Source organism: Marinomonas sp. S3726 (assembly GCF_000967665.1).
Lineage (GTDB): Bacteria > Pseudomonadota > Gammaproteobacteria > Pseudomonadales > Marinomonadaceae > Marinomonas.
In genome coordinates, this window is record NZ_JXYC01000024.1 from 1 (window position 1) to 14,382 (window position 14,382).

Here is a 14,382-nt window from a genome sequence, read left to right on the forward strand (position 1 = left end):
CAAATATCGCGGCGGCCTACATGATGAGAGCCGCAATCTTATGACTAATGGGATCAATATCTTTATATAAAGGGCCAATTTGACGATTTAAACGAGAGGCGACTTTTGGGCTCATCTCGCTTAATCTGGTGATCTTTTGAGTGACTTTCTCTATGGCTTTGTCGGCATTTACAAATAAAACTTCGGCTTCTTCAGCGAGTAATCGCTCTTCAGCACTTAAGTTACGACTACGATAAGCAAGCCACTTCTCGCTTATTTCTGCTTGTGCTCGGTTAATACCCTCTAAGGCTTGGGTTGCATTGATCAGCCCTGCATTAGCTTTATTGACTGAGTCAGTGACATAAATGGCATAGTCATCCGCAATAATCTTTAGGTTTTCAAGAGGCACCATATGCTCTTGGTATACCTTTTCGACACCTTGATTAGCTGTTTTTAGTTGGATTAAGGAGGTGGCGACCACAATAAGTAGGCCAACCACTGGGAGCACTGAGAGCAAAAGGAGTTTGCTTTTAATGGAGATATGAGGGATTTGCATCTTAGTGCTCCTAGGTGATGAAGGTTTGTTTTATTTTTTAGTGCATCATAAAAATAGGAAGATCAGACTTGGCCAGCATATGACGAGTAACACCGCCAAAGATTTGCTCCCGCACACGCCGTCTTGTGTAGGCGCCCATTATGATGAGTTGGCTTTGATGGTTTTTAGCGAAACTCATTAAAGCTTCACCTGTGGCGCTATGGCTATTATCGAACTGTTCAATAATGGTATTGATGCCATGGCATTTAAGATAATCGGCTAGCTCATTGGGGCTTGGTTGACGATATCCCTTACGAGTACCTGTGGTGATAATGACTTGCTGGGCTCGTTTTAAAATTGGCAGAGCATGGCTTATTGCTCGGGCCACTTCAGTACTGGCATTCCAAGCAATCAATACCTTATCTGCTTTAAATTGGGTCATGGTTCTAGGGACTAGCAAAACAGGTTTGCCGCTGCGCATAATGGCGGCTTCAAAGGTAGCGGTAGAGCTACCTGATTTAGACTGAGGGATAATGACAAGGTCAGATACCTTGCCTTTTTCCGCGACTAGCTCACTGCGTAAACCATTCACTTCGACCCAGTGGGCAGTGGTATTTCGGCTAGATGCCTTTTCGCTCAGTTTGATATCTAGTTTACGGCATAACTTAGCGAATTCTGTCTGCAGGGTTTGTGATTCAGACTGAGAGAACTTCCCCGCCAGTGACTCTAATTCTCGTACTAGCTTGGTAGGAATACCTATCGCACCTTCTGGGATAAATTGTCTTGGGCTAACTTGAGCATGCAGCACTTCTAAATGACCATCAAAGTAATTAGCCACGGAAAGCGCACCTTCAAGGCGCTCATTAATGTGGCCACTGGTGGAGAGGGGCATTAATAAGGATTTTGGGGTAATCATAAAATATCTCCGTGAGAAACTCCCTAGCCTATCGGCCAGGGAAGTTGAACTAGATCTTGAAGCAGGCCACGGGGAAGATCTAACACCATGACATGAGATAGAACACTTAAGAATAAAACGGCACTCATAGTTAGGGAGGCGGTTTTTATAAAGGATGTACGCGCTTTTAAGACCAAGAAGGCAATAAAAAAGAGACTGATAGAAATGAGATAGCCAAGTACAAAACAACCCAGGATAAGGCCAACTAACCAATAGATATAATGCATCAAGCTGGCAACACTTTGATCGCCCTTATAGCCTGCGACGATTTCATTATCAAAGTTCACAGGGCCATCAAACTTATTAGTAACAAGCTTATAAAGCACAATACTGGATAATATGAGCATGAGACCAGATAAGCCTGCGGTAAACACACCCCCTAAAAAGGATTGCTGTAAAGAGTCGTACAAACCATAGGCGAAGGTTAGACAAACCGCAGCGGCAAATATTACCTGTGGGCGAATGGAGTGCTGAGTTTTAGCTTGTGTTTGAGTTAGCTTGTCTTTCTCATTGCTTTCAACGCTATCTGTTACAGAGCCATCAGCGCCACTAGTATCATCTGACTTACTCGCGTGTCTCGCCGCAAAGTAAATAGAAACCGCCGTCATGATGCCAATGATGATAACGCCCGGTTTTAATAAGAAGCCCCAACCATCAAACTGTACCGCTTGATATAAATAGGTTTCCATACCACCAGCGAGTACAAAGCCAATTAAAAAAGCCGGTCTAGGCCAGCCAAAACGCTTCATTAAAATACCTAATAAACCGATACCCAATAGTGCCATCAAGTCGCCAAGATCTCGGGTCGCTTGGAAAGCCGCAAAGCAGATAACCATGATCATAAAAGGGGCCATTAAGGCATAAGGTATGGTCGTGAGCTTAGCGACCCACTTAGATAGGATTAAACAAGCACCGGCACCAATAACATTCGCCATCGCAAGAGACCAGACAATGGTGTAAGTGATGTCTAGGTCTGTGCTGACCATAGCAGGGCCTGGTTCAAGACCGATAAGTACCATGCCACCTAAGAAGACAGCCATACTTCCAGAACCTGGAATACCAAATAACAGGGTAGGGATAAGACCACCGCCTTCTTTGGCATTATTGGATGACTCTGGTGCTAATACACCACGCACATCACCTTTACCAAATTCTGACTTGTCTTTTGAGGTTTGAACCGCATGACCATAGGCTATCCAATCGACAACGCTACCACCAAGACCTGGCAGTGCGCCGACGATGCAACCGATAATGGCACAACGAATCGCTAGCCATTTGTTACGTACTAGATCTGTGATGCCTTCAACCCAACCACTGCCTAATTTAGAGGCTTCAGCAATAGGGCGATTTTGTCTTAATAGATCAATAATTTCGGGAATAGCGAAAATACCTAAGCCAACAACCACTAACGGAATACCATCCATTAGGTAGCTATTATCAAAACTCATACGGTATTCACCGGTCGCAGGAGCGCCACCAATGCTGCCAAACAGCAAGCCAATGCCGCAGGCGCTTAAGCCTTTAATTAGGCTATTACCTGCTAGTACACCTACCATACTCAGTCCGAGTAAGGTCAGCATAAATAGCTCAGCCGAGCCAAACGCTAGGATGACTGGGCGAGCAATAAGAACAAATAAGGTTAGGACTAAAGCACCAAATAAACCGCCGAACAAAGAGGCAGAAAAAGCTGCTGATAAGGCTCTGGCTGCTTGGCCTTTTTTGGCCATGGGGAAGCCATCTAACACAGTGGCTTGAGACCCGCTTGAGCCGGGGATACCCATCAATACTGAGGTGAAAGTATCAGACGTTGGGATGACAGCAACCAAACCGATTAACATGGCAAGGGCCGAAACGGGCTCCATTCCGAATAAAAAAGGTAACAGGAGAGAGAGGCCTGCTATGCCACCTAAACCTGGAAAAATACCAATAGCGAGACCCAGTAAAACGCCGCCAGAAAGGTATAAAAGATGAGTGCCCGTGAGTATGGTTTGCAGGGCGATTAAGAATGCATCAATCATGCGCTCAAGCCTCTTAAAGTAATGATATGGCGAACGGTTTTTCGACCACAGGTGTTGGTTAGGTGAGGCATGTGCGCTCTCCGATAAATGAGCTTGTCAAAGCCCTGAAAACAGGGCTTATCAAAGTGAAAGAGTAAAGATAGTGAGGGATTAAAAGCGTACGTTATACTTTTCAGTCAACCAGCTGCGGACCCACTCTTTATCTGCGTCTGAGATAGAAAGAGCTGTGTTAAAGGCACTGGTAGCGTCACCATAAATCGCTTGCGGGTAAAGGCCTAAAACCTTTTCAGAACGGCTCTTAAATTCGTCTGATTCAACGGTTTTAGCAATGGCATTCTGCCAAGTTTCAATCACTTCTTCTGAGGTGCCTTTAGGTAAGAAAATCCCTTTTTGAGCGGCAAAGCCTGCGACAAAGAAAGCTTTCCAAACTTTAAAGTCAGTACCAGAAGGGGCTTCGCCATGAATCATTTTATAGACTTCAGCAAAGTGAGGTAGGTCTGGGAAAGTTGGGTCTCTTTGCAAGCTACCATCTTCAGCCAAAATACCCCAAGTCATGATAGGTGTCGCTTTGCCTTCTTTAACCAAAGGTGTCACTTTTTTCAGGTAAGCGGCACTGGTTTGGTAATCGATATTGACTTCACCACGTTCAAAAGCGAGACGGCCTGCGCCACGACCTTTCATGCCAAAGATCGCTTTAACATCTATGTCCAACATGTCTAAAGCAAGTAGTGGGACTAGGTCTAACGAGGTGGCGCCTTGGCTACCATACTTAAGTTCTTGATTGCGTAATTTCACTAGGTCTTGCGCTGAATTAATACCCAGTTCAGCGTTTACATAGAAAACACCGCCTGTTGGTGTGGCAAGTACTGCATGCCAGTCTTGATATTCATATTTAACGCGACGATCGCCTAATAGGTAAGGGAACTGAGTTGAACCTGAGGTGCCTAGTACGTTAAGGCCGTTGTTTTTAGCACGACGTTGGAATTGGTTTGCCCCTTTGGTAGAGCCACCACCAGGGATGTTTTTCACCACGACTACAGGTTCACCCGGTAGGTTTTTTGAGATCATAGGTGCATAGAAACGCGCCCAAGTGTCCGAACCACCGCCTTCTTTGAAAGGGACAATCCATTCAACGCGTTTACCACTAAAATCAGTGGCTTGAGCAGGTACTGAAAGTGTTGCAAGCACAATACTTGCGCCCGTGATGATGCCTTGCATCAATCGTGTGATTGATTGTTTTTTAAGTTGATAACTCATTGTAAGCCTCATAATTATTTTTGTATTAAGGGTGACCATACCTATGGTCGGGTTTACTCTTATTGCTCCACCTTAAAAAGGTAAGCTGTCACCAAGCTGTCACAGACGACTTGGTGTGGTTTTATTGAAAACGGATAAACTGATTAGGATGCTTGCAGTTTTAAAGGCGTCCAAATACGGCTAGGGACATACAGGTCGCCTCGAAATAAACGCCTGGCTGTACGGACTAATCCTGCTTGATGAATTTCAGAGCGCTCTTGATTAAGCGTCATATTTAACGCGATCGTGATTTTGCCACTTGGGTGTTCAATAACGACTTGCTTCGCTTTATCGCTACCCTTGCTATTAACTTGGTTATCAAGCTCTATGGGGGTTAAGCCTTCTGCAACTGTGCCTGGAATGGCGGAGCAAACACTGACGCAAATAGCACCTGTAGCAGAGTGGCTGGCATGGCAGTTGTGGGGGACGAAATAGCGAGAAGTAATGCTGCCACCCTGTTGTGGTGAACTTAGTAGACCAACTTTGGGAATCACTTGATGGGAAACATCTCCCAACCCCATTTTTTCACCTGCGATTAAACGAATCGCTTCGATACGCGCAAGCAAACTTTCATTATTATCTAGGGTTTGTTTGGACTCATTGCCTTTAATACCAAGGCTTGTGGCAGGGATAAGCACCATAGGCATAGCGGCATCAATGCAACTGACTTCTGTCCCTAGAATCGAATCCTTTAGCTGGCCTGTTGGGAATAGCTTGCCTGTTTTTGTGCCTGCAACATTCAAGAAGTTGAGCATGACAGGTGCCGCACTGCCTTCCACGCCATCAATTTGAGTTTCACCTTCATAATTGACAAAACCATCAGGTGTTTGTACCAAGACATGGATGAAAGAGTTGGTGTTTAGGTTGCGCACTCTGACTAAAGTTTCGCCTAATTGAGCACGAACTAAACCGGACTCTATGGCGAAAGGGGCTGCGCCAGAGAGGATGTTGCCACAAGATGGCGCGGTATCTACGGACATGTCATCGATAGAGACTTGTGCAAACAAATAATCAATATCCGCTTCTGGACTCTCTGAAACCGAAATGATCGCCGCTTTACTGGTTAAGCTGGTGGCACCACCAATACCGTCAATTTGTTGACCCGTACATGATCCCATCGCTGACAATAAAACCTGTTTTTGTGTTTCCCAATCCCTAGGTAAATCATTCGCCAAAAAATAAGGTCCACGTGACGTACCGCCACGCATCATGGTGCAGGGAATGGATGTTTGCATGAGGCCACCTCGAACTATAGTTTAGATTTTCTAAATCAAAATGCTGTTTTTTATTTTAGAACTTGCTGATGTGGGCTAAAGTAACGTGGAGGCTTTTGACTGACAAACGATAAGATTTAGCTATTTGGTATAGAAAAACTACACTGAAAAATTAGCGCAATAGATAAGATGAAAATTAAAGTGATTTCTATCTAGGGTTGATGAAAAATATTATGTTTCTATTTTATTGTTTTAACTGTATTTATTTTCAATATCTTTCTTCTTTAATGATTGTTCTTTGTAGGGTTTCGAAATCTTGATTTAGTAAAAATTATGGTGAATAAAAAATGTTTTATAAGTTAGAAACACTCATAAAAAAATAATCCCTACCAATAACGCTTATAAAAATAATAGAATAACTAAACTGAAAAAGTGAAAAATACGATGAAACGCTTACCTCCTTTAAAAGCGATGCAGGCATTTGAAGCGGCTGGACGACATCAAAGTCTTAAAAAAGCAGCGGATGAGCTATGTGTCACCACAGGTGCGATTAGCCAGCAAATTAAATTGTTGGAAGCCCATTTAGACGTTGAGCTGTTTAAGCGCTTAAATAAATCTGTGCGCTTAACAGAAGCGGGTAGAGCTTGTCTTCCTCTCATTGAGCAAGGGTTTGAATTGTTAGGCGATGCCGCAGCAAAAGCACAAACCTATAGTGAACAAAAGCTCATTACCATTAGCGTGGCGCCTTCTTTTGGCGCGAAATGGTTATTACCTCGATTAGAGCAGTTTAGGCGCAAACACCCTGATATTGATTTACGTATTGATGCTTCAACTCGACTCATCGATTTTGCCCATGATGATGTGGATATTTCAATTCGTTATGGGGCAATCAAGGAGAAAGGAATGCATGTGGAATCTCTTTCCCATGAAGAGCTGTTTCCTGTCTGTAGCCCTCACCTGATGACCCAGTGTGCCAGTTTAGAAGCCCTAAGTGATTATCCTTTATTGCACCTTGAGCGACGTTCTGCGGACAAATCCTTTCCCGGTTGGGCTGAATGGATTGAAGATAACGGGCTGAATAAAGATGCCTTTAAACATGGGCCAAGATTCAGTATGTCGAGCATGGTGTTACAGGCCGCAATAGATGGGCAAGGGGTGGCAATGGCCAGCAGCGTATTGGCGGCAGATGATTTAAAAACAGGGCGTTTAGTTCGACTTTTTCCGCAATCTTTAAGGGCGAAATATAACTATCACCTAATATGTACTAAGAGTCTGTCGCAAAGGGCTGATGTGGTGAAGTTTATTGATTGGATCAAGCAGGAAATTCTGGCCTAGTTTCTGACCTACTTTCTAGCCTACTTTCTAGTTTAAATATAAAAAAGCTGAGCCCAGTGATGAGCTCAGCAAAGGATGGGTTATACCTTGTTTTGCTCTTCTTTTATCAGTGCCGCGAGTCGATAAAAACCATGGGTCATTTTCGAGTAGGGCATGAGTAAGAAAAACGCTAACACACCGCCTAAATGCAAGGCTAAAAGCTCCCCTAACCAAGGGCTTTGTCCAAACCAATATAGGACTAAGCCTGAGGTGCTAACAAAAAAGAGTAGAAGAACAAAAGCCATTTCGCCTCCCCAAACTTTTGCATCGCCCAAAGACTTGTCTGCTTGTAGCTTTAAATAAGCTAATCCAGCAGTACCAATACTGAGAGAAATGCCCCCGACAATACCCAGTATTTTAGGTAAAGAGGTGAGATCGTAGGGGGCTGCCATAGCAAGTAGATAATGCATGAGCGTTGCTGTACTGGTTGCTGCAAAGCAGAGTAAAAAACCATACATGGTTGCCTGATGAAAATAACGACGGGCTTGGCTAAACCTGTCTTCATCCTCGTAATTGCAGCCTTCACCATGGCCGGCAGCGAGGTTTTTCATTTTCGCTGCTGAGGCAAAAGCCCCTTTAATATGGATTAAACGTAATGGCTCTGCGCCTATGTCTCGCCAGAAGCGCCTGACACTAAAGGCGATACTAGCAAGAGGCAGCAAAAAGGCTGGCATAAACAGAGCTACCATGAGGTTGTGTGACAACAGGTCATAGAAGTCAGTTTCAGAACCGGAAGAGGTACTGCTGCCCATCAGCTGAATGAGCCATAGCAGGGCAGCAAAGCCGATAATGACTGCTGCGCCTATGGCGGCACCGCTTTTATGAAAAGCCTTTGCAAAGGCGGCGGGGTAGGCATTATCCTGCCAACTTTCTTGTCTGACTTTTGCCAGTGCTTGTGGCAGGTTTAAGTCAAATTCGTGTGGTGCCGTATACTGGCAAGCATAAAAACAACCGCGGCAGTTATGACACAGGTTGGCTAGCTGTTTTAGGTTCTCATCAGAAAATGCTCTTTCCCTGTGAACGGCAGGAAAAACAGAACAATAGGTTTCACAATAACGACAGGCATTACAGATTTCGAGTTGTCGTCTGGCTTGTTCCAAAGGTTGGAGGGCGTGTTGCTCGCTGGTGTTTGAATCTAGGTTTACGATCTCAATGGTTTGCATACTTTACTACCTCTTGCCCTGCGATACGGCCAAAGACCGTACCAATTGCCATACCGAATCCGGCCAGATAGCCTTGACCTAAAATGGATCCCGCCATGGTTTCTCCCGCAGCCCAAAGATTTTGAATTGGGCCGTTCTCGCCTTGTACTTGGGCTGTTTCGTCCACCTTCAAACCTAGGTAAGTAAAGGTGACGCCTGTTCGCAGGCTGTAGCCATAATAGGGCGGCGTATCGATAGGTCTGGCCCAGTTGGTTTTGGCGGGGGTGAGATCTTGTGTCGCTAAACCATCAAGCTCTGTTGGGTGAAACTTTCCAGTACGACATGAGCTGTTAAAGCCATTGATTGTTTGAGTTAAGGCATGGGGTTCTAATCCCATTTTTAATGCCAACTCCTCTAGTGAATCCGCTTTAATCGGTGGGAAAACAGAAGGCATAAAGAGGTCCAGGGATTTTGCATCGATAATGGCATAGGCCACTTGGTCGGGTTGATCTGCGACTAATCTGCCCCAAATTGCATAACGTTTAGGCCAAACATCTTCCCCTTCATCATAAAAGCGCTGGCTATTTTGATTCACAACGACAGAAAAAGGCACGCAATCTAAGCGTGTCACTATGCCGCCATCGTATTTAGGTGAACGGCCATCAATAGCCACCGCATGGCATTGGGTTGGATCACCGACAGAGGTCGCACCTTGTTTAAGTAGGTTGGCCAGAACCACACCCTTGTTATATGGGGTTCCACGGATAAGAAAGTTTTTGGCAGCGGGCCCCCAAGCGCTTGCTAGCCAGTCGATATCTGCTTGAAAGCCACCTGAAGCGACAATAACGGTTTTGGGTGAGAGCTCTATGCTGTCATTTTGATAATCAAAGGTGACTGTCTTTATCTGATTATCGCGCAAATCTAAATGGGTAACTTGGGCCTCATAGAGTACATCCACATCTAACTTTTCAAGCTGACGGTAATACGCATTGACTAAAGACTTCCCTCCTCCCATAAAAAAGGCATTGGTGCGGGATAGGGATAAGGTGCCAGATAAGGAAGGCTGAAACCTAACTCCGTGATTCTGCATCCAGTCATAACATTCATGGGTATTTTTGATGACTAGCCGAGCGAGCGTTTCATCGGTTTTACCCTTAGTGACCTTGAGCAAATCATCAAAATACTCTTCTTCTGTGTAGGTATCTGTTAGCACAGCTTTAGGTGCTGGGTGCATGCATCTAAAGTTTCTTGTATGACGAGAGTTACCTCCACGATAGGGCTTAGGTGCGCTTTCTAGAATGAGGACTTTCAGGCCTGCCTCTGCCGCTGTGATGGCGGCGCAAAGAGCGGCATTGCCACCGCCAATGACTAGGGTGTCATAGATATTATTTATTTTTTTCATTATCTAAACCAGTGAACTTATTAGGTCGTCCTATTACGACCTCAAGCACAGCTTAAGAGGAGAAGCTGTCTCGAACCTGTCACCAATTGAGAGAAGAGAGTAAGGTGCTTTAACCTGAAAAAAGTTGCGTTCAAGCCAATAAGGCGGAATATAAAAGGCGCAATGCCAGAAGTGTAATGACGGTTTTGGATAAAATTTGAAACACAGATTCAGGGATTTTAAATAACATATGGCGACCTGCGTAAGTACCTAGCATGCCTGTCAGTAACATTAGAGTGATGAGAAGAGCATAGTCATAAAAGGCAAAACCCATAAAACCAAAGATAATGATTTTAAAACCATGTTGTATCGACATGACAGCGGCATGGGTGGCGACCTTAGCTTCTTTTGGCATCTTCTCGCGCCTCATAAAGGCGGCGGTAATTGGGCCAGAAGCACCAATAAATAAAGAGGCAAAGGTACTAATAAAACCGCCCAGATAGAAGCGGAACTTTCGTTTTACATTTACTGGGCTAATTTTGGGCCCCCACACCATGTACAAGATAAAGAGACCCAGTATGACTTTAAGTAAGGTCTCATCTAGGCTGACAGCGACTTGAGAGCCAATAATGGCCGCTAGAATGGAGCCCAAGGTAAAGGCAAGCAGAATATCTCGCTTGAAAAATTGACGCATAATCAAGGCGCGAAAGCCATTTGAGCCTAACTGTATTACCCCGTGTAGTGGAATGACGACAGCGGGTGGGAAGAAAGAAACCATAACTGCTAAGAGTAAAACGCCGCCACCTAGGCCTGCGACTGCCGCCATAAAAGAAGCAAAAAAGCTGGTACCTATCAATATCCAGTCAGCTAAAGTTAATACAAAAAGTTGGGGGTCTAGCATTCAGAACACCTATTATAATTTGTTATCTGATGATCTTGTTGTCTTAATAACGCTGTCTATACAAACGAAAATAAAACGAAAAATTATGCTTGATAGTCAGGCTTATTTCGCTTGTTTTATCATCAATAAGATGGCGGCAAAATAACACATTAAGCTGTCACCAAGCTGTCATGGGAAAAATTTATTTATCTTAACAGCCTGATAGCTGACTGCTAATATTTCATTGAATGGAAAAGAAATTTATGGGATTACAGCATAAGGATTTGTACTAAGTAGGTGAATATAAATGAGCAAATCTAATCAAACTTCTATCAGGTAATAATAAATGAGAATACTGGTTGTCGAAGATGATGCTGTACTGGGTGAGGCCATTAGCCAACGCATGTTAAAGCAAGGCCACGGGGTGGACTTGGCAACCAGTGGTGCGGATGCAAATGATATTTTAAGGCATCAAGAATATGACCTAGTGGTGCTCGACCTTAATTTACCTGGCATGAATGGCGAACAGGTGTTGAATAAGCTTCGAGTGCGTCAAACCAATACGCCGGTGCTTATCCTTACTGCCCGTAATCAAGTGGAAGACAGAATTCAGTTACTGGATTTAGGCGCTGATGATTACCTGACGAAACCTTTTGATTTTGGTGAGTTTGATGCGAGGTGTCGTGCCTTATTGAGGCGTCATCAGGGGCAAGCACAGAATGTCATTAGTTATGGCAATCTTAGCTTGGATAGAAAAGCCTGCCGTGTGTATGTTGATCAAACCTTAGTTGACCTTAAACAGAGAGAGTTTCGACTGTTAGAGATTTTTGTCACCCATACTGGCTGGGTGTTAAGTAAGGATGACCTGATTGATCACCTTTATAATTTTGATGAGCCACCTAGCCCCAATGCGATTGAGCTCTATGTGGCGAGGCTTAGAAAAAAACTGCAAGCCAGCGCTGTTGAGATCCGGACCTTAAGAGGCTTAGGCTATATCTTGGAAGAGCTTAATGAGTAACGGGAAAAAGACCCGTTCGATTCGCAGCCAGCTGGTGCTCATGACACTGCTTTTATTAATAGTCATGACAGTGATTACTTTTTTCTTAGCCAATAGTTATGGCAAACGCTCTGCCCAAACCTCATTTGATCGTCTCCTTACTAGCGCTGCCTTGCAAATCGCTGAAAGCATTAGTATGAAAGACGGTCAAATCTTGGTTGACCTCCCTTGGTCAGCCTTTGAGATTCTCTCCTCTGCGCCTAACGATAGGGTGTTTTATCAAATCAGTGATAAAGCGGGTAATAAAATCACAGGCTATCAAGGCTTGCCTCAACTAAGTGATACTGAGCGCAGAGGGAAACCAACAACTCAGCAAGGTCGACCAGAACCTAGATTTTTTGATGGCTTTTATCAAGGTGAGGCGGTGAGGTTTGTGGTCTTCAACAAACAGCTGACCGAGACCTTGTACCAAGGGGATGTGAGTATACAAATAGGGCAAACCGTCATTGCGCGTGAAGCCTTAGCCAGAGAAATTAGTTGGCGCGCAATCCAGTTAGTTCTGCCATTTATTTTTATCGGTTTTATCTTGGTTGTGTTGGGAATATGGACTCTTCTAAAACCTATCAAAGAGTTGAATAGAGCCTTATCTAATCGTACCGGATTTGATTTGTCGAAAATCAGCTTACCTGTGCCATCTGAGTTAACCCCTTTAGTTCAGAGTATTAACCATTTTATGGGCCAGCTTGATAATAACCTTAATCAGTTACAGCGCTTTACCAGTGAGGCCGCCCATCAATTGAGAACGCCTCTAGCAGGGCTAAAGTCTCAAGCGCAAAACGCCCTGAGTGAAGACGATGAAGCCATTCGCCATGCTCAACTTGTGCGCGTGATTGAATCCTGTGACATGCTAAATCACACGGTCTCTCAGCTGTTATTACAGGCGACATTATCCCACCGCTTTCAAAGCCAGCAATTGACGCGAATTAATCTGGCGCAAATGGCCAAAAAAGTCTGTAAGGATGTGGTTGTGTCGGCATTACAACAGGACATAGAAATTAGCTTTGATGGAGAAGAAGCCTTTGCCAAAGAAAACGCAGGTGACATTTTAGGGGATGCCTTTGCATTAGAGCAGATGGTACGAAACATATTGGAAAATGCGATTAAATACAGCCCGCCCCATTCTGTGGTCCATGTCAGTATCTTAAGTGTTACTCACGCTTTAAAGCCCATGATACGTCTGTCGGTAAAAGATCAAGGTATTGGTATTCCTGATAGTGAAAAGCCCCATGTGTTTGAGCGCTTTTATCGTAGTGCGAATAATCCTAGATCCGGTACGGGTCTAGGTTTGGCGATAGCCAAAGAAGTGGCTGATCATCATAATGCCTTGCTAAAGCTTAATGATAATGAGCCTAAGGGGCTGGTGGTGAACTTAACATTTGAGTTGGTGGGCTAGCTTATGTTGCAAGCTAAATTGAAAGTTATGTTGAAGGCTATGTGTTTGGCCAGCCTCACGTTACTAAGTGCTGTGATTAGCCATGCGAGCTTTGCTAATCAAGAGGAAAACAGAGACAGGGTATTTTTAGAGCAGCGCCAGCTGAGTATTCGAGGTGCAGCGGATTATCCAGAAATCGCGCCTTTGCTGAATGCCTTTATAAAGCGTTTTCCTAACATCAAGGTGGATTATCAAGAGCTGGGTACACGTCGCCTTTATGAGCGTTTTATTGCCGGTGAATTTACCAAAGTCGATTTAATTACAAGTTCTGCCATGGACTTACAAATTAAGCTGATTAACGACGGTTATGCACAAAGCTATCGATCTGCCCAAACCAGTGCCTTACCTGACTGGGCCAGTTGGCGAAATGAGCTCTTTGGTTTTACTTATGAGCCTGCGGTCATTGCCTATAACCACGATTTTATTTCTCATAATTCGAGTATCTTGACCCCAGACCTGCAAAGTCGTGAGCACATGCTGGAATACATTCGGGAAAACAGTGAGCGTATCAAGGGGAAAATAGGTACCTTTGATATTGAAAAAGTGGGTTTAGGTTATCTGCTGTGGTCCCATGATAGTCAGCAATCAACCAGCTATGGACGGGTGCTAGAGTCCTTTGGTATTCATGATGTTCGCCTCTATCCAAGCAGTGCTTCTATGCTTCAGGCTCTTGCTGATAATGAAATTGCTATTGCCTATAACTTATTGGGTTCTTATGCCAAATCCTGGTCTAAAAAATACCCTCAAATCAAGGTGGTCTTGCCAACCGATTACACCATGGCCATTATGCGAACCGCCTTTATCCCAAAGACAGCCCCTGATCCTGAAGTGGCTAAAGTCTTTTTAGACTTTCTGATTTCAGAAGAGGGGCAGCGTATCTTGGCTGAGCAATCTAACTTGTTTCCCATTAATGAAAGTGTGAGGAAAAAGTACCTAGAATCCAGCTTTAATATTTCCAACTCCACAACCACTCGGCCTATTTCATTAGGGTTAAAACTCTTAGTTTTAAGTGATGAAATGAAACGGAAAATTATTTTAGATGAATGGTCTAGGGCGCTAATCAAACCTGAGAAGGGCTCTCCTTTAAAATAAAGTTGAGCCCTTTTTGAATGAAACGGT

At 44.2% G+C, this 14,382-nt stretch carries 12 protein-coding genes; 4 read left to right on the forward strand and 8 right to left on the reverse strand.

The annotated features are described in order from the left end of the window. Positions 1-16: 16 nt before the first annotated feature. The 5 genes from TW85_RS17650 to TW85_RS17670 form a co-directional block, all read right to left on the reverse strand. The gene (locus TW85_RS17650; RefSeq protein ID WP_046018463.1) at positions 17-535 is read right to left on the reverse strand and encodes an MCP four helix bundle domain-containing protein; all 519 of its coding nucleotides are present in this window, start codon (positions 533-535) and stop codon (positions 17-19) included. 37 nt (positions 536-572) lie between these two features. Continuing rightward, on the reverse strand, positions 573-1,430 hold the full coding sequence (locus tag TW85_RS17655; protein ID WP_046018464.1) for a universal stress protein: 858 nt from the start codon (positions 1,428-1,430) through the stop codon (positions 573-575). A 23-nt stretch (positions 1,431-1,453) separates the two neighbouring features. Beyond that, entirely contained in the window at positions 1,454-3,487 is a 2,034-nt protein-coding gene (locus tag TW85_RS17660; RefSeq protein WP_046018465.1) for a tripartite tricarboxylate transporter permease, read from the reverse strand. A gap of 150 nt (positions 3,488-3,637) precedes the next feature. Then, a complete protein-coding gene (locus tag TW85_RS17665; RefSeq protein WP_046018466.1) occupies positions 3,638-4,744 on the reverse strand; it encodes a tripartite tricarboxylate transporter substrate-binding protein in 1,107 nt (368 codons plus the stop codon). Positions 4,745-4,887: 143 nt separating this feature from the next. Beyond that, positions 4,888-6,018 (reverse strand): 4-oxalomesaconate tautomerase, encoded by a 1,131-nt coding sequence (locus TW85_RS17670; protein ID WP_046018467.1) that lies wholly within the window; start codon positions 6,016-6,018, stop codon positions 4,888-4,890. A gap of 423 nt (positions 6,019-6,441) precedes the next feature. Between TW85_RS17670 and gcvA the strand changes: the two genes are divergently transcribed. Further along, positions 6,442-7,332, forward strand: a complete 891-nt coding sequence (gene gcvA / locus TW85_RS17675) for a transcriptional regulator GcvA (protein ID WP_046018468.1) — start codon at positions 6,442-6,444, stop codon at positions 7,330-7,332. Positions 7,333-7,412: 80 nt separating this feature from the next. Here gcvA and tcuB read toward each other — a convergent pair whose 3' ends face one another. The 3 genes from tcuB to TW85_RS17690 form a co-directional block, all read right to left on the reverse strand. Next, positions 7,413-8,534, reverse strand: coding sequence for a tricarballylate utilization 4Fe-4S protein TcuB (gene tcuB / locus TW85_RS17680; RefSeq protein WP_046018469.1), 1,122 nt, complete (start codon positions 8,532-8,534; stop codon positions 7,413-7,415). Further along, positions 8,521-9,915, reverse strand: coding sequence for an FAD-dependent tricarballylate dehydrogenase TcuA (gene tcuA, locus TW85_RS17685; RefSeq protein ID WP_046018470.1), 1,395 nt, complete (start codon positions 9,913-9,915; stop codon positions 8,521-8,523). The genes tcuB and tcuA overlap by 14 nt, the downstream gene beginning before the upstream one ends. Positions 9,916-10,045: 130 nt before the next feature. Further along, on the reverse strand, positions 10,046-10,795 hold the full coding sequence (locus TW85_RS17690; RefSeq protein ID WP_046018471.1) for a sulfite exporter TauE/SafE family protein: 750 nt from the start codon (positions 10,793-10,795) through the stop codon (positions 10,046-10,048). Between the two features lie 325 nt (positions 10,796-11,120). Here TW85_RS17690 and TW85_RS17695 point away from each other — a divergent pair, with 325 nt between their 5' ends. The 3 genes from TW85_RS17695 to TW85_RS17705 are packed head-to-tail and all read left to right on the forward strand — an operon-like array spanning position 11,121 to position 14,355. Next, positions 11,121-11,792, forward strand: coding sequence for a response regulator transcription factor (locus TW85_RS17695; protein ID WP_046018472.1), 672 nt, complete (start codon positions 11,121-11,123; stop codon positions 11,790-11,792). Beyond that, positions 11,785-13,224, forward strand: a complete 1,440-nt coding sequence (locus tag TW85_RS17700; RefSeq protein ID WP_046018473.1) for a sensor histidine kinase — start codon at positions 11,785-11,787, stop codon at positions 13,222-13,224. Before TW85_RS17695 ends, TW85_RS17700 begins: the two co-directional genes overlap by 8 nt. Before the next feature lie 3 nt (positions 13,225-13,227). Beyond that, on the forward strand, positions 13,228-14,355 hold the full coding sequence (locus TW85_RS17705; protein ID WP_052702275.1) for an ABC transporter substrate-binding protein: 1,128 nt from the start codon (positions 13,228-13,230) through the stop codon (positions 14,353-14,355). Positions 14,356-14,382: the final 27 nt, after the last annotated feature.

Excerpts from the sequence above, each read along its gene's own strand:
- TW85_RS17695 (WP_046018472.1), top strand. The coding sequence starts at position 11,121 with ATGAGAATACTGGTTGTCGAAGATGATGCTGTACTGGGTGAGGCCATT.
- TW85_RS17690 (WP_046018471.1), bottom strand. The coding sequence starts at position 10,795 with ATGCTAGACCCCCAACTTTTTGTATTAACTTTAGCTGACTGGATATTG.
- tcuA (WP_046018470.1), bottom strand. The coding sequence starts at position 9,915 with ATGAAAAAAATAAATAATATCTATGACACCCTAGTCATTGGCGGTGGC.
- TW85_RS17665 (WP_046018466.1), bottom strand. The coding sequence starts at position 4,744 with ATGAGTTATCAACTTAAAAAACAATCAATCACACGATTGATGCAAGGC.
- TW85_RS17705 (WP_052702275.1), top strand. The coding sequence starts at position 13,228 with ATGTTGCAAGCTAAATTGAAAGTTATGTTGAAGGCTATGTGTTTGGCC.
- tcuB (WP_046018469.1), bottom strand. The coding sequence starts at position 8,534 with ATGCAAACCATTGAGATCGTAAACCTAGATTCAAACACCAGCGAGCAA.
- TW85_RS17650 (WP_046018463.1), bottom strand. The coding sequence starts at position 535 with ATGCAAATCCCTCATATCTCCATTAAAAGCAAACTCCTTTTGCTCTCA.
- TW85_RS17655 (WP_046018464.1), bottom strand. The coding sequence starts at position 1,430 with ATGATTACCCCAAAATCCTTATTAATGCCCCTCTCCACCAGTGGCCAC.
- gcvA (WP_046018468.1), top strand. The coding sequence starts at position 6,442 with ATGAAACGCTTACCTCCTTTAAAAGCGATGCAGGCATTTGAAGCGGCT.
- TW85_RS17660 (WP_046018465.1), bottom strand. The coding sequence starts at position 3,487 with ATGATTGATGCATTCTTAATCGCCCTGCAAACCATACTCACGGGCACT.
- TW85_RS17700 (WP_046018473.1), top strand. The coding sequence starts at position 11,785 with ATGAGTAACGGGAAAAAGACCCGTTCGATTCGCAGCCAGCTGGTGCTC.
- TW85_RS17670 (WP_046018467.1), bottom strand. The coding sequence starts at position 6,018 with ATGCAAACATCCATTCCCTGCACCATGATGCGTGGCGGTACGTCACGT.